The following is a 25,843-nucleotide window of genomic DNA, read 5'->3' as shown; positions in this document are numbered from 1 at the left end:
GGTTCAAGTTGTTGTCCCCAGGCTGTGGACAAGTGTCTCCCGGCGACTCCTGGTTTGACCGGATGGCGTAGCCGCGCGTACCGTAACCAGGTCGAGTTGTCGATGGCTGCTGCCGCCTGCCTCCGATGGGCACAGGTCACTGGGGTGATCGGTAAGCGGTGCACTCGGGCGTAACTGCGAGCTACTCGTGGGCGCACGGTGACAGCCAGGACGGCACCCCGCAACTACCGATTTCTTCTGGAGCCCCCGAGTGAGCAAGCGCACCTTCCAGCCGAACAACCGTCGTCGCGCGAAGACCCACGGCTTCCGGCTGCGTATGCGCACCCGTGCCGGCCGCGCGATTCTCGCGTCCCGCCGTAGCAAGGGTCGCGCCCGCCTGTCCGCCTGATCCCGATCAGGTCATGACGTCGTGCTGCCCACCGAGAACCGGCTGAGGCGGCGCGAGGACTTCGCGACCGCGGTGCGACGGGGTCGTAGGGCCGGACGCCCTACCCTCGTCGTCCACCTTCGTAGCGGTGCCACGGACCCGCACGCGCCTGGGGAGAGCGCTCCCCCGTCGCGTGCGGGTTTCGTCGTGAGCAAGGCCGTGGGTGGTGCCGTGGTCCGCAACAAGGTCAAGCGCAGGCTTCGCCACCTGATGCGCGAGCGAGTCGCCCTGCTGCCCCCCGGTAGCCTGGTAGTCGTACGAGCGCTGCCCGGATCGGGCGACGCCGACCATGCACAGCTGGCCCGAGACCTGGACGCCGCTCTTCAGCGGCTGCTGGGAGGGGGCGCGCGATGAAGTACCCGCTGCTGGCTCTGATCAAGCTCTACCAGTGGACGATCAGTCCGCTGCTCGGGCCGGTCTGCAAGTACTACCCGTCGTGCTCCCACTACGGCTACACGGCCATCGACCGGCACGGTGCCATCAAGGGAACGGCACTCACGGCCTGGCGCATCCTGCGGTGCAATCCGTGGTCGCTGGGCGGTGTGGACCATGTCCCGCCGCGTAAGCGCCCGCGGTGGCACGAAATGCTGCGTAACGCGTGGCGTGCACGCAAGGGCGGGCCCTCCGCCGCCGACCCGGCCATCGAGGGACAGACTTCTCCCACAAGTCCGTCGAGTCCTTCGAGCCCGGCCGCAGAGACACCGTCCCATGCCCAAGGAGCATGATTAGTGGACACGATTGCCAGCCTCTTCAGCTTCATCACCACACCCGTCTCCTGGGTCATCGTCCAGTTCCACACGGTGTACGGCGCCCTCTTCGGCCCCGACACCGGGTGGGCCTGGGGCCTGTCGATCGTGTCCCTGGTGATCCTGATCCGTATCTGCCTGATCCCGCTCTTCGTGAAGCAGATCAAGGCGACCCGGGCCATGCAGACGCTCCAGCCCGAGATGAAGAAGATCCAGGAGCGCTACAAGAACGACAAGCAGCGTCAGTCCGAAGAGATGATGAAGCTGTACAAGGACACGGGCACCAACCCGCTGTCCTCGTGCCTTCCCATCCTGGCGCAGTCCCCGTTCTTCTTCGCCCTGTACCACGTGCTCAACAGCATCGCGTCGAACGACACCATCGGCGTGATCAACACCAGCCTTCTGCAGAGTGCCCAGAAGGCGCACATCGTCGGCGCGCCCCTGGCGGTGAAGTTCACCGACAGCTCGTCGAAGGTGGAGGCGCTCGGTGCCTCCCTCACCGACGTGCGCGTGGTCACCGCCGTCATGATCGTCCTGATGTCGGCGTCGCAGTTCTTCACCCAGCGCCAGCTGATGACGAAGAACGTCGACACCACGGTGAAGACGCCGTTCATGCAGCAGCAGAAGATGCTGATGTACGTCTTCCCGATCATGTTCGCCGTCTTCGGCATCAACTTCCCCGTGGGTGTCCTCGTCTACTGGCTGACCACCAACGTGTGGACCATGGGCCAGCAGATGTACGTGATCCACAACAACCCCACCCCGGGTTCCAAGGCCCAGGCCTCGTACCTGGAGCGCCTGCACAAGCACGTCACGCAGCACAACAAGGTCAGCCGGCGCCGCGACCGGGCCATCGTGAAGGCGATCGTCGCCAAGGGCCGCGACCGCAACGAGTTCGAGCGGAAGTTCATCAACGGCCTGAGCAAGGCCGGACTCGCCGCCCAGGCCGACGGCACGGTGATCAAGAGCGAGACCGCGGCCGCCGCCCAGGCCGAGGACGGTACGCCGACCGCCACCGGCACGCCGAAGCGTCAGCAGCCCAAGCGGCAGTCCAAGGCTCAGCGCCAGTCCGCCGCCCCCAAGGCGGCCGGTGAGCACGAGCCGAAGACATCGCTGACCAAGTCCGACGAACCCGAGGACGCCAAGCCCGCAGCCGCCGCCAAGAAGGGCGGCGCGAAGCCCGGCAGCGGTACCCGCAGCAAGGCCCAGTCCGGACAGCGCAAGGGTCCGCAGCGGCCCAAGTCCCCGTCCAAGAAGTAAGAAGGAGTCCATCCCGTGACGGAAGGCACCACCTCCGCCGCTGCCGAGGGTGCAGACACCCTGACCCGCCTGGAGCAGGAGGGCGAGATCGCGGCGGACTACCTGGAGGGTCTGCTCGACATCGCCGACCTCGACGGCGACATCGACATGGACGTCGAGGCCGACCGCGCCTCCGTCTCGATCATCAGCGACACGGGCAGCCGTGACCTGCAGAAGCTGGTCGGCCGTGACGGCGAGGTGCTGGAGGCGCTCCAGGAGCTCACCCGTCTGGCCGTGCACCGCGAGACCGGTGACCGCAGCCGTCTGATGCTCGACATCGCGGGATACCGCGCCCGGAAGCGTTCCGAGCTGTCCGAGCTGGGCGCCAAGGCCGCCGCCGAGGCCAAGAGCAGCGGTGAGGCCGTGAAGCTGAAGCCCATGACCCCGTTCGAGCGCAAGGTCGTGCACGACGCGGTCAAGGCCGCGGGCCTGCGCAGCGAGTCCGAGGGCGAGGAACCGCAGCGCTTCGTCGTCGTGCTTCCCGCCTGACCGGCCCGTACGTTCCCCGGCCCCGTCTGTTGCGCAGACGGGGCCGAACTTTGTCAGCCTGATAGTTCTGGTGGTTCTGGTGTCGGCGCTGGGTGCGCTGACACGGTACGGAAGGACGGTCCCCCGTGACGGAGGCAGCGGAGCTTCCCCCCGCGCCCGAGCAGGCGCGCGAGGTGTTCGGTGAGCGCTTCGCGGATGCGGTGCGGTACGCCGAGCTGCTCGCAGAGGCGGGCGTGCAGCGCGGTCTCATCGGCCCGCGTGAGGTGCCCCGCCTGTGGGAGCGGCACCTGCTGAACTGCGCGGTGCTCTCGGAGGTCGTGCCGCAGGGCGTGACGGTGTGCGATGTCGGCTCAGGTGCCGGCCTGCCCGGCATTCCGCTGGCGCTGGTCCGGGAAGACCTGAAGATCACGCTGCTGGAGCCGCTGCTCCGGCGCACCACCTTCCTCACCGAGGTCGTGGAGCTGCTCGGCCTCGACCATGTGACCGTGGTCCGCGGCCGGGCCGAGGAGGTCATGGGGAAGATCCAGCCCGTCCACGTCGTGACCGCCCGAGCCGTCGCGCCGCTCGACCGTCTCGCCACCTGGGGCATCCCGCTGCTGCGGCCGTACGGGGAGATGCTCGCGCTCAAGGGTGACGCGGCCGAGGAGGAGCTGAAGAGCGCGTCGACGGCTCTCAGCAAGCTGGGGGCCGTGGAGACCTCCATCCTGCATGTGGGCGAGGGCGTGGTCGACCCGATGTCCACGGTCGTGCGGGTCGAGGTCGGGGAGAGCCCGGGTGGCGTGCGCTTCGCCGCGAAGCGGGCCAAGGCGGCTCGTACGGGTCGCACACGTCGGCGACGCTGATCCGTCCTGCGGACGAGACGTACTCCACACAAGCTGCCAAACCTATGCATGCCGGAGTGTCGCGGCAATCCGGCCACGGCTGCTGTGCATCGTGTTTCACGTGAAACGTCGCTCACTGCTGCACGGCATCATCAGTCGTGGCCGCGCTGCGGCCGAACCCCGCGACCGTAAGCCTCTCGGTTCACTCGATGAGGGACCTGAGTTGTCCACAGAGGTGGATTTCTCCACAGAACGCCAGGCCTCACTGGTTCACGACCCCGAAGACATGGGAGGCTCTGTTCATCGCGAGCCTGAAGTCGAGGAGAGTGAATCCTTGCGGTCCGACGCCAACATCGCGGGACCGATGACCGATCCGGTCCCCGGTCCCCGTACCGAGTCGATGGGGGCGGATGTTTCACGTGAAACACCGCCTCCGATGGACGACACTCCCATCGGTCGTGCTGCCCAACTGGCGGTAGAGGCTCTAGGCCGCGCCGGCGAGGGTCTGCCACGGCCCGAGCAGACCCGAATCATGGTGGTCGCCAACCAGAAGGGTGGCGTGGGGAAGACGACGACGACCGTCAACCTCGCCGCGTCACTGGCGCTGCACGGCAGCCGGGTTCTGGTGGTCGACCTCGATCCGCAGGGGAATGCGTCCACCGCGCTGGGCATCGACCATCACGCCGAAGTCCCGTCCATCTACGACGTGTTGGTGGAAAGCAAGCCGCTCTCCGAGGTCGTCCAGCCGGTCCCCGATGTCGAGGGCCTCTTCTGCGCCCCCGCCACGATCGATCTCGCCGGTGCGGAGATCGAGCTGGTGTCCCTGGTGGCACGGGAGAGTCGGCTGCAGCGCGCCATCCAGGCGTACGAGCAGCCGCTGGACTACATCCTCATCGACTGCCCGCCCTCACTCGGTCTCCTGACGGTCAACGCGCTGGTGGCGGGCCAGGAGGTCCTGATCCCGATCCAGTGCGAGTACTACGCGCTGGAGGGGCTGGGGCAGCTGCTGCGCAACGTCGACTTGGTGCGCGGGCACCTCAACCCTGGCCTGCACGTGTCGACCATCCTGCTCACCATGTACGACGGCCGGACGCGGCTCGCGTCCCAGGTCGCGGAAGAGGTCCGCACCCACTTCGGCGACGAGGTGCTGCGCACGAGCATCCCCCGATCCGTCCGTATCTCGGAGGCGCCGAGCTATGGGCAGACGGTACTGACTTACGATCCTGGTTCGAGTGGTGCCCTCTCCTATCTTGAGGCGGCACGAGAGATCGCGCTGAAGGGCGTGGGCGTCAGCTATGACGCGACGCACGCCCACATCGGCGTACAGCAGAACGATCCGAGCATGGTGGAGGGCATTCAGTGAGCGAGCGACGGAGGGGGCTGGGCCGTGGTCTCGGCGCACTGATCCCTGCTGCACCGACGGAGAAGTCGGTGGCCCAGGCAGCCGCGGGGAGCGCTGCTCCCACATCCCCCGCGGCCGTGCCCGTGCTGCCGAACGACCGCGGGGTCGCCGCAGCGAAGGTGACGACTCTGCCGACTGTTTCACGTGAAACAGAGGAGCCGGCGCAGCCCAGCGCTCCCGCCGCGCCTGCGGCGCCCATCGGTGCGCACTTCGCCGAGATCCCCCTCGACTCCATCAAGCCGAACCCGCGGCAGCCGCGTGAGGTCTTCGACGAGGACGCGCTCGCCGAACTCATCACCTCCATCAAGGAAGTGGGGCTCCTCCAGCCGGTCGTAGTGCGGCAGGTGGGTTCCGGCCGCTACGAGCTCATCATGGGCGAGCGCCGCTGGCGTGCCTGCCGTGAGGCGGGGCTGGAGGCGATCCCGGCGATCGTGCGGGCCACGGAGGACGAGAAGCTCCTCCTGGACGCTCTGCTGGAGAACCTGCACCGCGCGCAGCTGAACCCCCTGGAAGAGGCAGCCGCCTACGACCAGTTGCTCAGGGACTTCAACTGCACGCATGACCAGCTGGCGGACCGCATCGGCCGTTCCCGTCCGCAGGTCTCCAACACACTGCGTCTGCTGAAGCTCTCGCCGGCCGTGCAGCGCCGGGTCGCCGCCGGAGTGCTCTCCGCCGGTCATGCGCGGGCGCTGCTGTCCGTGGAGGACTCGGAGGAGCAGGACAGGCTGGCCCACCGCATTGTGGCCGAGGGGCTCTCGGTGCGGGCGGTGGAGGAAATCGTGACCCTGATGGGGTCGCGGCCGCAGAAGGCTCAGCGGCCCAAGGGCCCTCGGGCCGGTGCCCGGGTCTCTCCGGCGCTGTCCGAACTCGCCACGCGGCTCTCGGACCGGTTCGAGACGCGGGTGAAGGTCGACCTGGGGCAGAAGAAGGGGAAGATCACCGTCGAGTTCGCCTCCATGGAGGACCTTGAGCGGATCCTCGGGTCTCTCGCGCCGGGCGAGGGCCCGGTCCTGCAGAAGAGCCTCGCGGAGGGCGACTCGGAGGAGAGCGAGTCCTGAGCCTCCGGCTGGAGCCTCGACTGCGCATCCGACAGAGCGGGCCGTGTCCGGTGTGTACCGGAACGTGGCCCGCTCTTTCCTTTCTGGCGGTATCGATGGAATCGCATCGTGGATACGATGCGTTCGGGTAGGGCGCGACCACCCGGAGCACCTCTGAGACGGAGGCAGGGGCCATGCGAACGATGAGCCGCACCGGACTGGTGAGCGCCGGTCTGGGGCTGGGAGCCGTCGGTGGGTTCATCGGCAGTCTCCTCAGGGAACGGAGCGCTCTGACAGCCGCCTGCGATGCGGCGGGCGAAGGAAGCGAGGAACAGCCTTCATGGGGCGTCGGCTCGTACCGCTCACGCTGGACAACCTTCAGGACCTCCCCAAACGCTGTCGCACGTGTGTCTTCTGGGAGCTCGACCCCGTCAGCGGTGAGGCCGCGGTAAAGGCGGGCACGCCGGCGCTGGAGAAGGAGGCCTGGATCTCGGCGGTCCTGTTGGACTGGGGGTCCTGCGGTCGGGTGGTCTATGTCGACGAGGTGCCGGTGGGCTTCGTGCTGTACGCCCCTCCCGCCTATGTGCCCCGCTCCACGGCGTTTCCCACGAGTCCCGTCTCCCCTGACGCGGTCCAGCTGATGACCGCGTTCATCCTGCCGGGCTACCAGGGGCAGGGGCTGGGCCGCGTGATGGTCCAGACGGTCGCGAAGGATCTGCTGCGGCGTGGCTTCAAAGCGATCGAGGCGTTCGGAGACGCGCGCTGGAAGGAACCGGCCTGTGTGCTGCCCGCCGACCATCTCCTGGCGGTGGGCTTCAAGACGGTCCGACAACACCCCACCCATCCCCGGCTGAGACTGGAACTGAGATCGACGCTCTCCTGGAAGGAGGACGTCGAGATGGCGCTGGACCGGCTCCTGGGAGCCGTGCAGAAGGAGCCGGCGCTCCGACCGCTGTAGCGGAACATGAGCCACTCTGGAGCAGGACAACAGTCAAACGAATGGGCCAACCCTTCCGGGTTGGCCCATTCGTGTTTCACGTGAAACATGCACCGCCGGTGCGACGGCTCAGCCGCCTTACTCGGCGATGAACTCCTCGAGGTCGCGAACGATCGCGGCCTTCGGCTTCGCGCCCACGATGGTCTTGGCGACCTCGCCGCCCTGGTAGACGTTCAGGGTCGGGATGGACATGACGCCGTACTTGGCGGCCGTACCCGGGTTCTCGTCGATGTTCAGCTTGACGACCTCGATCTTGTCGCCGTACTCGGAGGCGATCGCCTCGAGGGACGGCGCGATCTGGCGGCAGGGACCGCACCAGGCGGCCCAGAAGTCCACGAGGACGGGCTTGTCGCTCTTGAGGACGTCCTGCTCGAAGGAGTCGTCGGTCACATTCTTCAGGGTGCCGGCCACGGCGGGCTCCTTAATTGTTGGTGCGTGGGGCGGGTAGGGAGAGGTCAGACAGCGGTCTTCTCGGGCTCGGGCTGCTCCTCGTCCGCGAGGGCGGCGAGGTAGCGCTCGGCGTCGAGAGCGGCGGAGCAGCCGGTGCCGGCCGCGGTGATCGCCTGACGGTAGGTGTGGTCCACCACGTCGCCGGCACCGAAGACACCGGTCAGGTTGGTGCGCGTCGAGGGCGCGTCCACCTTCAGGTAGCCCTCTTCGTCCAGGTCGAGCTGACCCTTGAAGAGCTCGGTGCGGGGGTCGTGGCCGATGGCGATGAACAGACCGGTCACCGCCAGGTCCGAAAGCTCGCCGGTCTTGATGTTGCGCAGCTTCAGGCCCGAGAGCTTCGGGTCGCCCTGGATCTCGGCGACCTCGCTGTCCCACACGAACGAGATCTTCGGGTCGGCGAAGGCGCGCTCCTGCATGGCCTTCGAGGCGCGCAGGGTGTCGCGGCGGTGGACGACGGTCACGGACTTCGCGAACCGCGAAAGGAAGGTGGCCTCCTCCATCGCGGTGTCGCCGCCACCGATGACGGCGATGTCCTGGTCCTTGAAGAAGAACCCGTCACAGGTGGCGCACCAGGACACGCCCCGGCCGGACAGCGCGTCCTCGTTCGGCAGACCGAGCTTGCGGTGCTGCGAGCCGGTGGCGACGATGACGGCCTTGGCCCGGTGGACGGTGCCGGCCGTGTCCGTGACGGTCTTGATCTCACCGGTCAGGTCGACGGCCACCACGTCGTCCGGGACGAGCTCGGCTCCGAAGCGCTCCGACTGGGCGCGCATGTTGTCCATGAGCTCGGGGCCCATGATGCCGTCCTGGAAGCCGGGGAAGTTCTCCACCTCGGTGGTGTTCATGAGCGCGCCACCGGCGGTGACGGCGCCCTCGAACACCAGTGGCTTCAGCGACGCGCGCGCGGTGTAGAGCGCCGCCGTGTAGCCGGCGGGCCCGGAGCCGATGATGATCACGTTACGGACGTCGCTCACGGCTTGTTTCCTCGTCTCTGCTCTGCGTCGTTCGACCGGTGGGAGCTTCTCTCGGAACTCTCACCCCACCCAACGGATCCTAAGGGGCGCGCATTCCCACTGTGTCCGGGCACACGGAGATGCGGATCCGTGCCGGATGCCACACAGGGAGAAGGCGAAGCGGAGAGGACGCCGGAAAGGAAGCCCTCACTCAGGAGGACGGGTAGGAGCGCTCCAGGAGGATCTTGCCGCGGGTGGTGGACGCCTGGGGATCCACACAGGTCGCGTCGACGATGTAGGCCGTGACCCGGTTGGCGTCGTCGGCATCGCGGAGCAGCACGAGCATGGCCTTCTTCCCCTGATACCTGCCGTTCTCGACGGCGAGGGCGGCGTCGTCGCGCTGGATGCCGTCGCGGACGCAGCCGGGCACCACGACGTCCTGGGCGGCCTTGGGGTGGTTGGTGCCGGGGGCCGTCGCGGCGCCCATGGGGGTACGGGAGCCGCCGCCCTCGGTCTTGCTCTCGGCCAGAAGATCGGTGACCTGCTTCTGCAGCTTCCCCTCGGAGAAGGTGTCCGCGGGGGTGGTCTGTGGGCCGCCCGCCCTGTCGTGGGGCGGCTTGTTGTCGCCGAGTGACGACAGCAGGACGGAGCCCAGTCCCAGGGCGGCGACCGTGAAGACGGTCCCCAGCACGGCGATCCTGCGGCGACCGTTCCGCGTACGGTCCTTGCGGCCCGGGCCGGTGGTGGAAGAGCGCGGGCGACCGGCGGGCCGGTCAGCGGGGCGATCGGCGGGCGTCGATGTTTCACGTGAAACATGCGCACCGCTGTCGTGCTCGGGCCCGTCAAGTGAAGTGCTCACCGGGACACCGCTCTCCGCGGAATCCGGCTCTATGGCGTTCAGCAGGGCCTCGGCGGCGAGAGCGGCATCGATACGGCCCGCGACATCGGCGGGCATGCGCGGCGGGCCCGGCAGGGTGCCGAGCAGCCCGCGGATCTCCTCCAGGGAGGCGTAGACATCCGCGCAGAGCTCGCACTCCTCCAGGTGCCGGCGTACGTCGGTGGTCCGGGACGGTGGGAGGAGGCCCTCGGCGAGGTCGGAGATCTCCGCGACGTCCGGGTGCCCGGCCATGTCTGTTGTCGACGTCACGCTCGTCCACCTCCGCCCTTCACTGCCGCTGGGTCGCTCGGTCCTGTCTCGGGTGGTTCCGCTCGCTGTGGTCCCGCTGCGGGTGGGACGGTCGGCCCCTGCGTCCGGTTCCGTTCCCCGCCCGGCTTCTTCTCCCCGACGGTGCCATCCGGCCGGAGATGGGTGAGCAGCGGCAGGAGTCTGGCTCTGCCGCGTGCGCACCGGCTCTTCACCGTGCCGGTCGGCACATCGAGGATGCGGGCCGCCTCGGCGACCGGGTAGCCCTGCATGTCCACCAGGACGAGCGCCGCGCGCTGGTCCGCCGGCAGGGTGCCCAGGGCTTCGATGAGCTGCCGGTGGAGATCGTGGCGCTCGGCGGGGGCCGAGGCCGACTCGTGCGGCTCCAGCAGCTGCTCCAGGCGCTCGGTGTCGTCGACCGGAGACGTCTTGCGGGAGGCCACCTTGCGGGCGCGGTCCAGGCAGGCGTTCACCGTGATCCGGTGCAGCCAGGTTGTGACGGCCGACTGGCCCCGGAAGGTGTGGGCGGCCCGGTAGGCGGAGACGAGGGCGTCCTGCACCGCGTCAGCGGCCTCCTCGCGGTCCCCCAGCGTCCGCAGGGCGACGGCCCAGAGCCGGTCGCGGTGCCGCCGCACGATCTCACCGAAGGCGTCGGGGTCGCCCTCGACATGCCGGGCGAGGAGGTCCTGATCACTTGCACCGCTGTGCTCGGCGCGGTCCGCCATCGAACCCCCTTCCCTGTCGGAGCTCAGCCCGTGAACTTCACTTCGGTGATGGCCTGCTTGTAGCCCGGCCTGCTGTAGTTGGCGGGGTCGTCACCGGAGTACGGCAGCGCCGTCAGCCAGACCAGGACGTACCGGCTCTTCACCGGTTTGCCGACGGTCACCTTCGCGGAGGTGCTGCTCGTGGTCGCCGTGCCGAGCTTCTTCATGGAGCTCAGGGGGGTGGACGAACCGAGGGTGTCGGTCGCGTACAGCTCGACCGTGGTGTGGTTGCCGCCGTACCGCAGGGAGAGGTTCGCGGCCGTCACTTCCTTCTCGGAGCCGAGGTCGTAGACGATGCCGACGCCCGGCTTTATCACCATCTTCGGGCCGTCCAGGTAGCTGCTGGTGCGCCAGCCCGTGGACGTGTTGCTGTCGTAGGTCTTGGCAACGTCGGCGGGGTGCTGGGCGTCGCCCTTGGCGACGTACTCCTTGGCGCCCTTGATGGCGAGGGGCTTCGGGGCCTCGGACTTGTTGTTCTTGTCGTTGTCCTCGGTGTTCTGCGTCTTGTCGGGGTCGTCCGTCTTCCCGCCCTGGTCCATGAGCGCGTCGGCCAGCTGCCAGCTGCCGAGGCCCAGCGCGGCGATCAGGAGAGCGGACACGGCCCACTTCAGGGCCTTGCCGGTACGGCTCTGCAGCGGGGGCGGCGGGGCCGGGACCGGCTGGGTGGCGCCGGGACGCGCCGACTGGCGGCCGTACGTGCCCTGCTGGTACGTCGTGCGCTGGTACTCGGGCGGGGCGGTGAACGCCGGCTCCGGCGGGCGGATGCGCGGCATCTCGCCGATCGCCTTCACCAGCTCCTCCGGAGTGGTGCACGGCGACTCGTGGCGGGAGGCGGTGGCTCCGTCGTTGACGAGCGCGCGCATGGATAGCTCGGACAGACCGCGGTGCACACCGGCGCGCACCTGGTCGGGTGCGATGAGGCCGATGTCCTTCGGCAGGCCCGACAGCCCGTAGGCGTCGCTCTCGTACGGCCAGCGCTGGGTGAGCGCGGCGTACAGCAGGGCGCCGATGGCCTCCGTGTCGGTGCGCTGCGGGGTGTCGGACGAGATGCCGCGCAGGGCGGCGTTCACGGCGAGGCCGCGGATGCGCCACTGGCCGGTGGAGGTGCGCAGGACGGCGTTGGGGTTCAGCCGCAGATGGGCGAGGCCCTCGCGGTGGGCGGCGGCCATGGCGGCGGAGATCTGGCTGACCATCTGGTAGGCGTCGTACGGCTCCAGGGGCCCGGAGGCGAGGAGCGTGGTCAGTTCCGCCGCGTCGGGAAGCCACTCGTGGACGACGTAGACGAGGTCGTTCTCCTCCACCGCGTCCAAAACCTGGACGAAGCGGGGGTCGCCCAGGAGGGCGGAGGAGCGGGCGGCGGCCAGCACGGAGCGGGCCCGCGCATGGTCCGCGGGCAGGATGTGCACGCCGACGGCGCGGCGGAGCTTCTCGTCCACGGCCCGCCAGCTGCTGAAACCGTCCAGACGGGTGACGCACTCCTCGAGGCGGTAGCGTCTGGCGAGCTTGTGACCACTGTGCAGTTCGGGCGGCGAGGTCTTTCCGGAACCGTCGGTCCGGGTGCTCTCCTGTACCTCGTCGCTGTCCGTGTCCCGCTCCCGGTTCTTGGCCACACCGTCGGCCGTGGACTGGTCCGCCTGTGCGGTCAGCGACGTCTCGTCGCTGTTGTCTGCCACGTCGACGGCAGCCGTACTCCGTTCCGCCACCGTCGTTCCTGCCTCCCCATCCATTGCGCGCCGGCCGGTATCCGATGCGCGCCGTCCGACGCCGAAACCAATTGTGCCCACAGTCCGCCGCTATGCACGACACGCGGCGGCTGACGATGGTTGTGCGCCTACCCCCCGTCTCAGCGTCCCAGGCGACCGCGGACCATGCCGACCAGCGAGTTGAGTTCCTCGATGCGCATGCGGCGGGCGGCGACGAAGAAGATCCCGAGGAGAACGGCACCGCCGGCGAAGACCCCGGCGAGCGAGCCCGCGACGCCCTGGCCGAGCGTATGTCCGATGCCGTAGACGGCCGCGCCGCTGAGCAGGGCGGCCGGGACCGACGCGATGCACAGCCGGGCGTAAGTCCGCAGGACCCGGGCGCCGTCGAGGTCCCCGCCCAGCCGCTTGCGCAGCCGGCGCCAGGCGACACCGACGCCGATCGCGTAGGCCAGTCCGTACGAGGCCGCCATACCGACCACGGCCCAGCGGGACGGGATGACGAAGTAGCAGACCGCCGAGGCGCCGGCGTTGACCGCGGCGACGATGACCGTGTTGTAGAAGGGCGTTCGGGTGTCCTCGTAGGCGTAGAAGGCGCGCAGGACCACGTACTGCACGGAGTACGGGATCAGGCCGAGACCGAACGCCATCAGCATGTAGCCCATGTTGGTGGCCTCGCTGACGCCGGTGGAGCCGAACATCAGCGTGCACATGGGGATGCCGAGCGAGAGGAAACCGAACGCGATCGGCACGATCGCGACCGCGGTGGTGCGCAGGCCCTGGGAGATGTCGTCGCGGACGGCGCCGCCGTCGCCCTCGGCCGCCGAGCGCGCCAGACGCGGGAGCAGGGCCGCCATGAGGGAGACCGTGATGATGGCCTGCGGCAGGCCCCAGATCAGCTGTGCGTTGGAGTAGGCGGAGATGCCGGTGCCGTCGACGTGCGAGGCCTTGCCCGCCGCGGTGGACAACCAGATGACGACCATGGCGCCCGCCTGGTTGGCGAGGACGAACAGGACCGTCCACTTGGCGAGCGTGACGGCCTTGCCGAGGCCCTGGCCCTTCCAGTCGAAGCGCAGCCGCAGCCGGAAGCCGGTCTCGCGCAGGTAGGGGATCATCGCCAGCGCCTGGACCACGAGGCCGAGAAGCACACCGACGCCGAGGAGACGCTGGCCCTCCGGCGGGATGGTGGTGACCTTCATCCCGGAGTCGGCGGCGGTTCCGTAGACGTAGATGAACATGCCGAGCGTCGCGATGATGACGATGTTGTTCAGCACCGGGGTCCACATCATCGCGCCGAACTTCCCGCGGGCGTTGAGGATCTGGCCCATCACCACGTGGACGCCCATGAAGAAGATCGTGGGCAGGAAGTACTGGGTGAAGGTGATGGCCACCTGGTTCGCCGCGGGGTCGCTGGCGATCGAAGGGGACATGACGCGGATCAGGAGCGGTGCGCCGAAGATCCCCAGCGCGGTGAGTGCGCCGAGCGCCACCATGACGAGCGTCAGCAGCCGGTTGGCGTACGCCTCGCCGCCGTCCTCGTCGTCCTTCATGGCGCGCACCAACTGGGGCACGAAGACGGAGTTGAGACCGCCGCCGACCGTGAGGATGTAGATCATCGTCGGCAGCTGGTAGGCGACCTGGAAGGTGTCACCGAGGAAACCGACGCCGATGGCGGACACGATCAGCGCGGAGCGGATGAAGCCGGTGAGGCGGGAGACCATCGTGCCCGCGGCCATGACGGCGCTGGACTTCATCAGGCCCGCGGCGCGGCCGGCCTTCTTCGGAGCGGGTGAGGCGGCCGGCTCCTGGGCGGACGTCTCGTCCACGGGGGGCGGTGTCGCCGCGGCCTGGTCGGGCGTCGCGTACTGGCCCTGTGCCATCGGGGCCGGGGAGGGGCCGGGGACCGCCGGCGACTCGTACGAGGGGTGACCGCTGCCCTGCTGCTGGTCCCTGAAGAGGTGCGCGAAAGCGTCCGGCTCCTGGCGCGGCTCGCCGCCCGCCTGGGAGACGAGGTCGTCCACACCCACGAACTGGGTGGTGCGTGGGTCGTCGCCGTACGGCAGGTGCCGGGTCGGGCCCTCCGGCTCCGGCGCGGGGGTCTGGGCCCACACCCGCGGGTCGGGGGCGTACGGCGACTGCGGTGGCTGGGCGTACATCTGATGCGGCGGGTACGTGCCCGGAGGGGGCGGCGGGTGCGCCGCGCGGTCGTAGAGCGCCTCGGCGACCGGGTCCTGGGCGGCGAGGTCCTGCGCCCGGTAGGGGTCCTGGGCGTAGGCGTCCTGGAGGTACATGTCCGCGGGCGGCTGCGGCGGCACCTGGCCGTGCTGGGGCGGCGCGCCCTCGGGCCCGCCCGACTCGGGGTAGCCCGAGTCGCCCACGGCACGGCCGTGGTCACCGTCGTACGGCGCGTTCATGGTTACCCCACCTCATCGTCCCGGGCCCACCGGCCACGACATATCAACGGTCCACTCTCTCACCCGTGCCGGACGGGTCGGCGTTTTCCGCTGCGGTGTCCGGGGCCGGGTCACTCGGCTGCTCGGGGGCGTCTGCCCGGGAGCCGGTCTCGGACTCCTCCTCGAGACGGTCGCCGGGGGCCTCCGGGTTCTGCCCGGCGCCGACGGGGGCCTGCGGGCTGCCGGCGCCGTCGTCCGTCCCGGCGGTGTCGTCCTCGGCGGCGTCGCGTGCGGCCGCGCGCTTGCGCTGGGTGTACATCCGGAAGCCGGCGAGAACCAGGAGCAGGACGCCGCCACCGATGACCAGCATGACGGTGGGCGTGACCTCGGTGACCTTCACGTCGAAGGTGACGGCGTCACCGTACGGCCGGCCGTCCTCCGTGTACAACTGCGCGGTGACCTTCGCCCGGCCGTTGGCGTTGGCGGACGTGGTGAACTTCACCGACTGGCTGTGGCCGCCGTTGACGGTGACGCGCTGCTCCTCGTAGGCGTCACCGCCGATCTTGAGACGGGTCGGGTTCTGCGACGTGAGCCGCAGCTCCAGGTGCTCGACGCCCTGGACCAGGTTGTTCTGGACGGTCACCGGGATCGTGGCGCTGCGGCCGGAGAGCTTGGTCTCCGACTTCTCGATCAGCTTGACGCTGTCGATGAGCCCGTCGAGGTACGACTCGATGCCGTTGCGGTACGCCAGCGCCGCGACGTCCTTGCCGCGCCACGACGTGGACATCTCGCGGTTCATGGCCCGCCCGAAGGGGGTCACGACCCGCGACTGGCGGGTCAGGATCACCTTGAACTTGTCGAGCTTGCCCTGCGTGGTCGCGATCTGCTGGAACGCGGCCAACCCGAGCTCCTGGGTGCGCAACGAACGGGGATACGCGGAGGCCGGCGGCACCTTCGTGTTGGCGGACGGGTCCGGCTTGGCCTTGGCGGCGGCGGAGAGGTCCTGCGACTCCGACCAGTTTCCGCCTTCGAGGGCCGCCAGGGCCTCGGCCATGGCCTGGGCCTGGCTGACGGACGGCATGCGCTGCGGGGCGACGACGACGCTGCGCTGCTTTCCGGTCTGCAGGCCGAGCGTGAGGCTCTGGGCGAGGAAACGCTGCACGGCGAGCGTGGAGGCGGAGGCCTTCGTCAGGTTGCCCTGGAACGCCGTGGACATCCTGGAGTCCGCGACGACCGCCGTGGTGCCGCCGCCGATGGGCCGGGCCGCGGAGGGCGTGTACGACAGGTCGTCCTGGAGGCTGTCGCTGCGGGCGATCACCTTGTCGGCGCCCGCGGAGGTCGCCACCTTCACGATCGACGGGTCGACGGCGCCGTCGACGGGCCATGCGAAGTCCGTGGACGGTTTCACGTGGAGGATCGTGCCCACTGTGTCGTCGACGACGTCGGTGGCCTCCTTGAGGTGGCTCAGGGAGCCGGTGACCTTCGTGCCGTCGTGGGCGAGGGAGGCCAGGTCCGGGTCGCCGAACGGCAGGGCGACGACGTCCTTGCCCGCGACCGCCTGCTGGAGCTCGGCGAGCCAGCTCTTGGCGATCTCCTGGCTCCTGCCGGGGGTGGTGGTGCCGTCCGCGCCGCGGATCTGGTAGCTCTTCGTCATCGCGTCGACGGAGGCCAGCAGGTCCGGATCGACCACCCACGTGACGTCGAGGCCCTTGCCGAGGGACACCATCTGTTCGAGGCGGCCGCCCGGCGCGATCTCCTCGGCGAGTTCGTCGTCGCGGAAGACCGGCGTCTGCTGCTCGTTCGACCCCGTCTCGGCGGCCATGTGGGCGCTGGAGACGAGCGGCCACAGGAACGTGGTCTTCGTCTTCGTGCCGGCCTCTTCCGGCTGCCACGGCAGGAATGTGCGCTGAATGCCGAGGACCTGGTCCCAGGGCTGTGCGGCGGTCTCCCCGGAGAGCGCGACGGCCAGCTGGTAGACGCCGTCCCGGCCGAGGTCCAGCTCGTCGACCGGCACGGAGATGGAGAAGGGCTCCGCCACGCCGGGGGTGAGCTTGGGGAACTTCTCGGCGTACTTGCCGCCGATCTCCTCGCCGGCGGGGCCCTGGACGTCGTCGCTCTTCTTGGCGAGGGTGTCGATGGCCGACCGGGTGTCGAGCGAGGGCCCCACCCGCAGGTCGACGTGGGCGTCGGTGACGGCCTGCCTGCCGTTGTTGGTCACCGTGCCCGACACGGTCACCGTGTCCCCCTCTGTGGGGGCGCTGGGACTGAGCGAGTCGACCGCGACGGACACCGAGCCCGCGCCGGAGGCAGCCTGCGGGGACTCCGGCCCGGCCGCGTCCGCCGGGGTGGCGGCGGGCAACTGGAGGAGTCCGGCCAGCAGGGGCGCACCGGCGAGCAGTGCTCCGGTGCGCCGCAGCCACCGGCGGGCAGGTGAGGCACTGGTCCCCTGGAAGTCTGCCGCCTCGGCCACGCGCTCGCCCGTCCCTCGTCGTCGTCAGTGGTCGTCGGAATGTGCGTCCACGCATGGTAACGATGCGCGCTGAGGGGAAGTGCCGCGGTCCGCTCGACAAGATCGCGGGCCGATGGCGAGCCGTCCGGTATGCGGCCTATGGCGGTGAGTGGCTCTTTCCCTCTCATGGGCGGGTCTTGTGCGCGTATTGAGGGACGTGTCCGCACCGGTAATGGGGGAGCTCGCGGTCGCCCGGGCCACGTACCCTCTTCTGTTGTGCCGAACGCCAACGAAGAAAAGTCCAGTGCCCTGAGCCAGGTGCAGCACCGCGCGGTGAGTGAACTGCTGCGGGTCGCTCCTGTCGCCGACGACCTCGCCCGCCGCTTCCAGGAGGCCGGGTTCTCACTTGCCCTGGTCGGCGGCTCGGTCCGGGACGCGCTGCTGGGCCGGCTCGGCAATGATCTGGACTTCACGACCGACGCCCGCCCCCAGGACGTGCTCAAGATCGTCCGCCCGTGGGCGGACGCCGTCTGGGAGGTCGGGATCGCCTTCGGCACGGTCGGCGCCCACAAGGGCGGCTACCAGATCGAGGTGACCACCTACCGGTCGGAGGCGTACGACCGCACCTCGCGCAAGCCCGAGGTGTCCTACGGCGACTCCATCGAGGAGGACCTCGTCCGCCGTGACTTCACGGTGAACGCGATGGCCGTCGCGCTGCCGGAGAAGAAGTTCGTCGACCCGCACGGCGGGCTCGAGGACCTCGCCTCGCGTGTGCTGCGCACGCCGGGCACGCCGGAAGAGTCCTTCTCGGACGATCCGCTCCGGATGATGCGGGCCGCGCGCTTCGCGGCTCAGCTCGACTTCGAGGTCGCTCCCGAGGTCGTCACGGCGATGAAGGAGATGGCCGGGCGGATCGAGATCGTCTCGGCCGAGCGGGTGCGGGACGAGCTGAACAAGCTGATCTTGTCCCGCCACCCGCGCAAGGGTCTGTCGCTGCTCGTGGAGACCGGCCTCGCCGACCACGTGCTGCCCGAGCTGCCGGCCCTGCGCCTGGAGCGTGATGAGCACCACCGGCACAAGGACGTCTACGACCACACGCTGATCGTCCTGGAGCAGGCGATGGAGCTGGAGGACGACGGCCCCGACCTGACGCTGCGGCTGGCCGCCCTGCTGCACGACATCGGCAAGCCGCGTACGCGGCGCTTCGAGAAGGACGGCCGGGTCTCGTTCCACCACCACGAGGTGGTCGGGGCGAAGATGACCAAGAAGCGCATGACGGCCTTGAAGTACTCCAACGAACTGGTGAAGGACGTCTCACGGCTGGTTGAACTCCACCTGCGCTTCCACGGCTACGGCACCGGCGAGTGGACGGACTCGGCGGTCCGCCGTTACGTCCGTGACGCCGGCCCGCTGCTCGACCGCCTGCACAAGCTGACCCGCTCGGACTGCACCACGCGGAACAAGCGCAAGGCGGCGGCCCTGTCGCGGGCGTACGACGGCCTGGAGGAGCGGATCGCCAAACTCCAGGAGCAGGAGGAGCTGGACTCCATCCGCCCGGACCTCGACGGCAACCAGATCATGGAGATCCTGGGCGTCGGTCCCGGTCCGGTCATCGGCCGCGCCTACAAGCACATGCTGGAGCTGCGGCTGGAGCACGGGCCGATGGAGCATGACGCAGCGGTGGCGGCTCTCAAGGAGTGGTGGGCCGGCCAGGAGGGCTGAGGCTGTGAAACGGGGTCATGTTTCACGTGAAACATGACCCCGTGGAGACAGCACGAGGGGCGGTGTTTCACGTGAAACACCGCCCCTGTCTGCGTCTGCCCTACTTCTTGTGGTCCTTCAGGCAGAGCAGGAAGTCCTTGCCGTCACCGCTCTGGGTGTACACGTACTGGAAGTCCTTCGCCTCGGTCTCGCACTTGCTGGAAGCCATGGCGTCGGTGAGGAACTTGCCCTCGACCTTGGCGAGCACCTCGTACTGGGCCTTCGCGTCACCGCAGTCGACGACCTCGAGGTCCGGGTTCTCGTCGTTGCTGCTGCCGCGGTGCATGCAGTCACCGACCGCTGCCGTGTTGGCGTCGTCGCGGCTGGATATGTAACCGCCGATGGCCACGCTCGCCACGGCCAGGACGATCACGATGTTCTTGATGGTCTTGAAGCTGAGCTTGCGGCCGGACGGCTGCGGCGGGACCGGGGCGTAGGGAGCCGCGCCCTGGGGCGGGAAGCCGGGCTGACCGGGCTGCTGGGGGTAGCCGCCCTGCGGCGGGTACGGGGCCTGGGGCTGACCCGCGGGCTGACCCTGTGCGAACGGGTTGCCCTGGGGCGGCGGAGTAGTCACTTGGGGGTCCCCCTAGAACATGGAAGAGTGACGCGAACATGTCGCGAGATAAGACCCACGTAAGGTAGCGGTCCCCACTGACAGCGCAGTAGTCAGATGTGGCTCTGTGTCATTGATGTGACACTTACTGACGGCCAAATCGGCCCATACTCACCGCTACTGTCGCGTAGATAACGGCGATCGTGATCACCAGGGGCACGGAACGGCCGTCCGGCGGCAGCATCAGCGCGGCAACGGCGGCTGCTCCGACGAAGAAGACGTTGAAGAGGACGTCGTAAACCGAGAAGATCCGGCCACGGAAGCCGTCGTCGACGGACGACTGGACGATGGTGTCCGTGGCGATCTTCGCCCCCTGGGTCGTCAGACCCAGGACGAAGGCCGCGGCCAGCAGCGGCGCGGTGGCGAACGGCAGGCCGAGAGCCGGCTCCAGCAGCGCGGCGGCGCCCGCGCACACCACGATCCAGCGGCCGGGGCCCAGCCGCCCCGCGGTCCAGGGCGTCACCACGGCGGCCGCGAAGAAGCCCGCGCCCGAGACGCCCAACGCCAGGCCGAGCAGCGCGAGTCCCTCGTCCGTGGACGAGGTGAGCGCGTACCGGCAGAGCATCAGGAGCATGACCAGCAGGGCGCCGTAGCAGAACCGCATCAGCGACATCGCCGCGAGCGCCCAGGCGGCCTCCCGGCGCGGCGGCGCGGCCAGGTGACGGACGCCCGCCACCAAGTCGCGCACGGTGCCCGTGATCGCCGTCCCGATGCGCACGCGGGCCACGCTCCGGTCGGGGCCGAGGAGTTCCCGCGCCATGCTCAGCGAGGCCAGCGCCGCGCCCAGGTACAGCCCGGCCGCCACGAGCACCACGGCGGCGTCCGAGTCCGCCAACGCCAGCCGGACGCCGAAGGCGAGGCCGCCGCCCGCGGTCGCCGCCAGCGTTCCGGCGGTCGGGGAGAGGGAGTTGGCGAGGACCAGGCGCTCGGCGTCGACCACCCGCGGCAGGGCGGCGGACAGGCCCGAGAGGACGAAGCGGTTGACGGCGGTGACGCACAGGGCGGAGACGTAGAAGAGCCAGTCGGGGGCCGGGCTGAGCATCAGCACGGCTGTCGCCGAGGCGAGCACGGCGCGCAACAGGCTGCCGTACAGCAGGACCTGACGGCGTCGCCAGCGGTCCAGCAGGACACCGGCGAAGGGGCCGACGAGCGAGTACGGGAGCAGCAGCACCGCCATCGCCGAGGCGACCGCGGCCGCCGAGGTCTGCTTCTCCGGGGAGAAGACGACGTACGCGGCGAGCGCGACCTGGTAGACGCCGTCGGCACCCTGGGAGAGCAGGCGCACGGCGAGCAGGCGCCGGAAGCCCTGGAAGCGCAACAGGACGCGCAGGTCACGGACGACGGCCATGGGGCACAGCCTCACATACGGGGAGGGTCCCCGGGTCGCACGACCCGGGGACCCTCACAGCCCTGGCAGGAGCGATCAGTTGCAGCGCGTCAGCGCTCGACCTCACCCTTGATGAACTTCTCGACGTTCTCGCGGGCCTCGTCGTCGAAGTACTGCACGGGCGGGGACTTCATGAAGTAGCTCGACGCGGAGAGCACGGGGCCGCCGATGCCGCGGTCCTTGGCGATCTTCGCGGCGCGCAGGGCGTCGATGATGACGCCGGCGGAGTTCGGGGAGTCCCAGACCTCGAGCTTGTACTCCAGGTTCAGCGGGACGTCACCGAAGGCGCGGCCCTCAAGGCGGACGTAGGCCCACTTGCGGTCGTCCAGCCAGGCGACGTAGTCGGACGGGCCGATGTGGACGTTGCCCTCGCCGAGTTCGCGGTCGCGGATCTGGGAGGTGACGGCCTGCGTCTTGGAGATCTTCTTCGACTCGAGGCGGTCGCGCTCGAGCATGTTCTTGAAGTCCATGTTGCCGCCGACGTTCAGCTGCATCGTGCGGTCCAGGATCACGCCCCGGTCCTCGAACAGCTTCGCCATGACGCGGTGCGTGATGGTGGCGCCGACCTGCGACTTGATGTCGTCACCGACGATCGGGACGCCCGCCTCGGTGAACTTGTCCGCCCACTCCTTGGTGCCGGCGATGAAGACCGGAAGGGCGTTGACGAAGGCGACCTTGGCGTCGATGGCGCACTGGGCGTAGAACTTCGCCGCGTCCTCGGAACCGACGGGCAGGTAGCAGACGAGGACGTCGACCTGCTGGTCCTTGAGGACCTGGACGACGTCGACGGGCTCCTCGGCGGACTCCTCGATGGTCTCGCGGTAGTACTTGCCGAGGCCGTCGAGGGTGTGGCCGCGCTGGACCGTCACGCCGGTGCGGGGTACGTCGCAGATCTTGATGGTGTTGTTCTCGGAGGCGCCGATGGCGTCCGCGAGGTCGAGACCGACCTTCTTGGCGTCCACGTCGAACGCGGCGACGAACTCGACGTCGCGGACGTGGTAGTCGCCGAACTGGACGTGCATCAGGCCCGGCACCTTGGACGCCGGGTCGGCGTCCTTGTAGTACTCGACTCCCTGCACCAGCGATGCGGCGCAGTTGCCCACGCCGACGATGGCTACGCGAACCGAACCCATTCCGGTTGCTCCCTGTGTGTACGAGTGAGGCCCTGGGCGGGCTCTCACGTGGCGGTGTCGTCGGGCGTATCCGGACGGGGGTCGTCCCCCGGCCGGGGCAGGCCGCCCGACGCTCCAGATGTGGTGTCACGCGAGTCGGGCCCCCCGGAAGCGGGACCCTTGAGGTCCCGCCCCGCCCGCTCGCTCTCGATGAGCTCGTTCAGCCAGCGCACCTCGCGCTCCACGGACTCCATCCCGTGGCGCTGGAGCTCAAGCGTGTAGTCGTCGAGGCGCTCCCGGGTGCGGGCCAGGGAGGCGCGCATCTTCTCCAGACGCTCCTCCAGCCGGCTGCGGCGGCCCTCCAGCACACGCATGCGTACGTCGCGTGAGGTTTGCCCGAAGAAAGCGAAACGGGCGGCGAAGTGCTCGTCCTCGTACGCGTCGGGCCCGGTCTGCGAGAGCAACTGCTCGAAGTGCTCCTTACCTTCCGCCGTCAACCGGTAGACGATCTTGGCGCGGCGGCCGGTGAGGGGGACGGCCTCGGCGTCGCTCCCCTGTTCCTCGATCAACCAGCCGTTGGCGACCAGCGTCTTGAGGCAGGGGTAGAGCGTCCCGTAGCTGAACGCACGGAAGACGCCCAGCGACGTGTTGAGTCGTTTGCGCAGCTCATAGCCGTGCATCGGAGATTCGCGGAGCAGACCGAGTACGGCGAACTCGAGGATCCCGGAACGCCGGCTCATCGTCGCCTCCTCTCTGCCGCGGTGCGCATGTATCCGCTCGATGTCTCGGGCCGATGTGTCGAGCTGATGTATCGACTCGATACATCACGACGATAGAACGGCCTTCCGCATGCGACAAGAGGGGGTGTGGTGAACGGGGTCACATCACCGATTCATCAGACGCGAGTTGCCTGATTTGAGGTGAACTTTGGGGCTCAGGTGGTTTTGGCGGTGCGTAGTCTGTGCGCCATGCACATCACCGGGAACCACGTGACGTCTGAGGGCGTCGTCGTCTTCGGTGTAGTACGGGTGCATGCGGGACCGATGAATGCGGAGCCGACCGCATCCGTACTTCGGGGGGACCGGAAACCAGCCGCCGTTTCCAGGCGCGCAAGGGTGCGCCTGCCCGAGGAGTAGTCGTTCGATGAGCGAGCACCGTCGCAAACCGCCGCAGCCGCAGGGAGGCGGACGTGCCGCGGCCCGACGCGGCCAGCCCGGCTCGTCCTCCGGCCGCCGCGCGGCACCGCGAGGCGCCACCGAGTCTCCGTCCGACTCCTATGGGTCGGGTTCCTACGGCTCGGGGGGTGAGGAGCGTCCGTACGGCGGCCGTGCCGAGGCCCGGCGTGCGGCGCAGAGAAGCGGGGGCGGCCGTCGCAGAGCCGCCGAGCCGGCCCGTGGTGGCCGGCGTGCCGCTCCCGGCGGTCCGGCCGGACCCGGGCGGGGCCGAGGGCGCGCCGCCGTCTCCGACAAGAAACGGCTGATCGACTATCCACGGGCCGGCAAGTACGGCTGGCAGCGCTGGATGCCCTCCTGGAAGCTCGTCTCCGGCCTCTTTATCGGGTTCATCGGCAGCCTGGTGGCCGTGGCGGGCATCGGGTACGCCATGGTGGGCGTCCCCAACGAAGAGAACGCGATGGCCCTGTCGCAGAACAACGTCTACTACTGGTCCAACGGCCAGCAGATGGTGGCGACGGGCAAAGGCCAGAACCGGCAGAACGTCGGGATCGAGCGGATCCCCGAGGCCATGCAGTGGGCGGTCATCTCGGCCGAGAACAAGACCTTCTACCAGGACTCGGGCGTCGACCCCATGGGTATCGCCCGTGCGCTGGCGAACATGGCCCGGGGCGGGGACACGCAGGGTGGCTCGACGATCACCCAGCAGTTCGTCAAGAACACCTACCTGAGCCAGGAACAGACGATCACCCGTAAGTTCAAGGAGATGTTCATCTCCATCAAGGTGGGCACGAAGCTCTCCAAGAAGGAGATCCTCCAGGGCTACCTGAACACCTCGTACTACGGACGTGGTGCCTACGGCCTCCAGGCCGCCGCGCAGACGTACTACGGCAAGAACGCGGACGAACTCACGCCGAGTGAGTGCGCCTTCCTCGCCGCCCTGCTCAAGGGCCCGACCTACTACGACCCCGCGGGCAACGAGAGCCTCGACCCTTCGGCGACGAAGGACGCCAACGAGAAGCGGTCCAAGGAGCGCTGGGGCTGGATCCTCCAGCAGATGCACAACGACAAGAAGCTCACGGACGCCCAGTACCAGGAAGCGATCAAGGACTACCCCATGCCTCAGGGCCGCAAGGCCACCAAGGGCATGAGCGGCCAGATCAGCTACCTGGTGGACACCGCCAAGAAGTACGTCCTGAACCACTCCAACATCACGGAGCAGCAGTTCGACCAGGGCGGCTACCAGATCAGGACGACCTTCGAGAAGAGCAAGGTCGAGGCGCTGGCCAGGGCCGTCAAAAAGGTCGAGAAGGAGAAGCTCGACCCGGAGAACCGTGAGCTGGACAAGCACGTCCAGTTCGGCGCGGCGTCGGTGAAGCCCAAGGACGGCGCGATCGTCGCCCTCTACGGTGGTGCCGGCTACGAGAAGGGCCACTTCAACAACAACGCGGACACCTCGGGTGTCCCCGTCGGTTCGACGTGGAAGCCGTTCGTGCTCGCCGCGGCCATGGAGCACGGCACCTATCGGAGCGACGGGCCCCTCTCGCCGCTGAGCAAGTACAACGGCAACGACCACCTCAAGGTCCGGAACAACGACGGCTCCTACGTCCTGAAGAAGGACAACACGCCCTTCTACCAGGAGAACGAGAGCGACCACCCCTGGGGCTACATCACCCTGCGCAAGGCGATGGAGCAGTCCGTCAACACGCCGTTCGTGCAGCTCGGCATGGACGTGGGGATGAGGAACGTGCGGGACGTGGCCGAGAAGGCCGGCATCCTGGACGCCAGCTTCGCCACGCTCAACCCGTCATTCGCGCTCGGTACCTCGACCCCCAGCGCGATCCGCATGGCCGACGCCTACGCGACGTTCGCCGCCGCCGGCAAGCAGGCCGCCCCGTACTCGGTGACCAGCGTCAAGTTCAACGGGGAGGAAGTCGACGGCTTCAAGAAGCCCAGGATCACCCAGGCGATGCCCGAGAAGGTGGCGAACAACGTCACCGACGTGCTGGAGAACGTCATCCAGAACGGTACGGGTCAGAAGGCACTGGCCCTGGGCCGTACGGCAGCCGGCAAGACCGGTACGACGGACGAGAACAAGTCCGCGTGGTTCGTCGGCTACACCCAGCAGCTATCGACCTCGATCGCGATGTTCCGTGAGGATCCCAAGAGCGCCAAGCTGCTCTCCATGAACGGCACGGCGGGTGAGAAGTCCATCCACGGTGGTGACACCCCCACCGAAGTGTGGACCGAGTACATGAAGGCCGCGCTCAAGGGCGAGCCCGACCCCGGCTTCCCGGAGGCCGAGAAGATCGGCGAGGTCCAGGACGCGGTGGGTGCCCCGTCGCCGACTCCGACCCCCAGTGAGCAGCCCAGCGAGACGCCGTCCGAGTCGCCGAGCGCCACGCCCAGCGAGAGCCCGACGCTCCCGTCGCCCTCGCCGAGCGACACCTGTGGCTTCTTCGGCTGCGAGAACGACGGCGGCGGCCAGAACGGCGGCGCGGACAGCGGAGGCACGGACGGAGGAGTGACTCCCGAGCCGACACCGACCGACACGAATCTGGACGGTGGCAATACCAGAGGCAATGGCAACGGAGGCTTCTTCGGAGGCCCTGCCGGATAGCCGAACGCTCGCCCGGCTTGGGTGTTTCACGTGAAACGTCAGGCTGTTTCACGTGAAACGAGGGCCGCCGCACCCACTCGGGTGCGGCGGCCCTCGGCGTATTGCTG

The 25,843-nt window shown here is 68.9% G+C and carries 22 protein-coding genes; 11 read left to right on the top strand and 11 right to left on the bottom strand.

Translation table 11 applies throughout. The features are described from left to right. Positions 1 to 250: 250 nt before the first annotated feature. The 9 genes from rpmH (at position 251) to C1703_RS19745 (ending at position 7,179) form a co-directional block, all read left to right on the top strand. Entirely contained in the window at positions 251 to 388 is a 138-nt protein-coding gene (gene rpmH / locus C1703_RS19785; protein WP_003956500.1) for a 50S ribosomal protein L34, read from the top strand. 21 nt (positions 389 to 409) lie between these two features. Then, a complete protein-coding gene (gene rnpA / locus C1703_RS19780; protein WP_114254127.1) occupies positions 410 to 781 on the top strand; it encodes a ribonuclease P protein component in 372 nt (123 codons plus the stop codon). Then, positions 778 to 1,152, top strand: coding sequence for a membrane protein insertion efficiency factor YidD (gene yidD / locus C1703_RS19775; protein ID WP_114254126.1), 375 nt, complete (start codon positions 778 to 780; stop codon positions 1,150 to 1,152). The genes rnpA and yidD overlap by 4 nt, the downstream gene beginning before the upstream one ends. A 3-nt stretch (positions 1,153 to 1,155) precedes the next feature. Beyond that, positions 1,156 to 2,433: a membrane protein insertase YidC gene (gene yidC, locus C1703_RS19770; protein WP_114254125.1), complete on the top strand. Its 1,278-nt coding sequence runs from the start codon at positions 1,156 to 1,158 to the stop codon at positions 2,431 to 2,433. A gap of 15 nt (positions 2,434 to 2,448) precedes the next feature. Next, a complete protein-coding gene (locus C1703_RS19765; protein ID WP_010032717.1) occupies positions 2,449 to 2,961 on the top strand; it encodes a R3H domain-containing nucleic acid-binding protein in 513 nt (170 codons plus the stop codon). 125 nt (positions 2,962 to 3,086) lie between these two features. Continuing rightward, positions 3,087 to 3,803 (top strand): 16S rRNA (guanine(527)-N(7))-methyltransferase RsmG, encoded by a 717-nt coding sequence (rsmG, locus tag C1703_RS19760; protein ID WP_114254124.1) that lies wholly within the window; start codon positions 3,087 to 3,089, stop codon positions 3,801 to 3,803. 265 nt (positions 3,804 to 4,068) lie between these two features. Continuing rightward, positions 4,069 to 5,145: a ParA family protein gene (locus tag C1703_RS19755; RefSeq protein WP_114257502.1), complete on the top strand. Its 1,077-nt coding sequence runs from the start codon at positions 4,069 to 4,071 to the stop codon at positions 5,143 to 5,145. Further along, positions 5,142 to 6,242, top strand: a complete 1,101-nt coding sequence (locus tag C1703_RS19750; protein WP_114254123.1) for a ParB/RepB/Spo0J family partition protein — start codon at positions 5,142 to 5,144, stop codon at positions 6,240 to 6,242. Before C1703_RS19755 ends, C1703_RS19750 begins: the two co-directional genes overlap by 4 nt. Positions 6,243 to 6,561: 319 nt before the next feature. Beyond that, positions 6,562 to 7,179, top strand: coding sequence for a GNAT family N-acetyltransferase (locus C1703_RS19745; protein WP_114254122.1), 618 nt, complete (start codon positions 6,562 to 6,564; stop codon positions 7,177 to 7,179). A 117-nt stretch (positions 7,180 to 7,296) separates the two neighbouring features. On the opposite strand, the gene trxA is transcribed toward C1703_RS19745, so the two are convergent. The 7 genes from trxA to C1703_RS19710 all read right to left on the bottom strand — a co-directional run bounded on the left by trxA (position 7,297) and on the right by C1703_RS19710 (position 17,092). Continuing rightward, the gene (trxA, locus tag C1703_RS19740; RefSeq protein WP_010032728.1) at positions 7,297 to 7,629 is read right to left on the bottom strand and encodes a thioredoxin; all 333 of its coding nucleotides are present in this window, start codon (positions 7,627 to 7,629) and stop codon (positions 7,297 to 7,299) included. A 44-nt stretch (positions 7,630 to 7,673) separates the two neighbouring features. Then, on the bottom strand, positions 7,674 to 8,642 hold the full coding sequence (gene trxB / locus C1703_RS19735; RefSeq protein WP_114254121.1) for a thioredoxin-disulfide reductase: 969 nt from the start codon (positions 8,640 to 8,642) through the stop codon (positions 7,674 to 7,676). A 190-nt stretch (positions 8,643 to 8,832) separates the two neighbouring features. After that, complete coding sequence (locus C1703_RS19730; RefSeq protein ID WP_114254120.1) at positions 8,833 to 9,768, bottom strand: hypothetical protein; 936 nt, start codon at positions 9,766 to 9,768, stop codon at positions 8,833 to 8,835. Next, positions 9,765 to 10,490, bottom strand: a complete 726-nt coding sequence (gene sigM, locus C1703_RS19725; RefSeq protein ID WP_114254119.1) for an RNA polymerase sigma factor SigM — start codon at positions 10,488 to 10,490, stop codon at positions 9,765 to 9,767. The genes C1703_RS19730 and sigM overlap by 4 nt, the downstream gene beginning before the upstream one ends. Before the next feature lie 23 nt (positions 10,491 to 10,513). Beyond that, positions 10,514 to 12,232: a protein kinase family protein gene (locus C1703_RS19720; RefSeq protein ID WP_114254118.1), complete on the bottom strand. Its 1,719-nt coding sequence runs from the start codon at positions 12,230 to 12,232 to the stop codon at positions 10,514 to 10,516. Positions 12,233 to 12,372: 140 nt separating this feature from the next. Then, complete coding sequence (murJ, locus tag C1703_RS19715; protein WP_114254117.1) at positions 12,373 to 14,643, bottom strand: murein biosynthesis integral membrane protein MurJ; 2,271 nt, start codon at positions 14,641 to 14,643, stop codon at positions 12,373 to 12,375. A gap of 43 nt (positions 14,644 to 14,686) precedes the next feature. After that, a complete protein-coding gene (locus C1703_RS19710) occupies positions 14,687 to 17,092 on the bottom strand; it encodes a DUF6049 family protein (protein ID WP_114254116.1) in 2,406 nt (801 codons plus the stop codon). 255 nt (positions 17,093 to 17,347) lie between these two features. Between C1703_RS19710 and C1703_RS19705 the strand changes: the two genes are divergently transcribed. Further along, a complete protein-coding gene (locus C1703_RS19705; RefSeq protein ID WP_114254115.1) occupies positions 17,348 to 18,793 on the top strand; it encodes a CCA tRNA nucleotidyltransferase in 1,446 nt (481 codons plus the stop codon). A 100-nt stretch (positions 18,794 to 18,893) separates the two neighbouring features. Here the strand turns inward: C1703_RS19705 and C1703_RS19700 are convergent, their stop codons facing one another. The 4 genes from C1703_RS19700 to C1703_RS19685 form a co-directional block, all read right to left on the bottom strand. Further along, positions 18,894 to 19,406 carry a hypothetical protein gene (locus C1703_RS19700; RefSeq protein ID WP_114254114.1) on the bottom strand — a complete coding sequence of 171 codons (513 nt, stop codon included), beginning with the start codon at positions 19,404 to 19,406 and terminating at the stop codon, positions 18,894 to 18,896. A gap of 124 nt (positions 19,407 to 19,530) precedes the next feature. Beyond that, a complete protein-coding gene (locus tag C1703_RS19695; RefSeq protein ID WP_114254113.1) occupies positions 19,531 to 20,793 on the bottom strand; it encodes an MFS transporter in 1,263 nt (420 codons plus the stop codon). A gap of 89 nt (positions 20,794 to 20,882) precedes the next feature. Next, on the bottom strand, positions 20,883 to 21,965 hold the full coding sequence (locus tag C1703_RS19690; protein ID WP_114254112.1) for an inositol-3-phosphate synthase: 1,083 nt from the start codon (positions 21,963 to 21,965) through the stop codon (positions 20,883 to 20,885). 44 nt (positions 21,966 to 22,009) lie between these two features. Then, positions 22,010 to 22,684: a PadR family transcriptional regulator gene (locus C1703_RS19685; protein ID WP_114254111.1), complete on the bottom strand. Its 675-nt coding sequence runs from the start codon at positions 22,682 to 22,684 to the stop codon at positions 22,010 to 22,012. A 403-nt stretch (positions 22,685 to 23,087) separates the two neighbouring features. Here C1703_RS19685 and C1703_RS19680 point away from each other — a divergent pair, with 403 nt between their 5' ends. Continuing rightward, on the top strand, positions 23,088 to 25,736 hold the full coding sequence (locus tag C1703_RS19680; RefSeq protein ID WP_232840533.1) for a transglycosylase domain-containing protein: 2,649 nt from the start codon (positions 23,088 to 23,090) through the stop codon (positions 25,734 to 25,736). Positions 25,737 to 25,843: the final 107 nt, after the last annotated feature.

Source organism: Streptomyces sp. Go-475 (genome assembly GCF_003330845.1).
Classification (GTDB): Bacteria; Actinomycetota; Actinomycetes; order Streptomycetales; family Streptomycetaceae; genus Streptomyces.
This window is presented reverse-complemented; position numbering and strand designations above follow the sequence as displayed.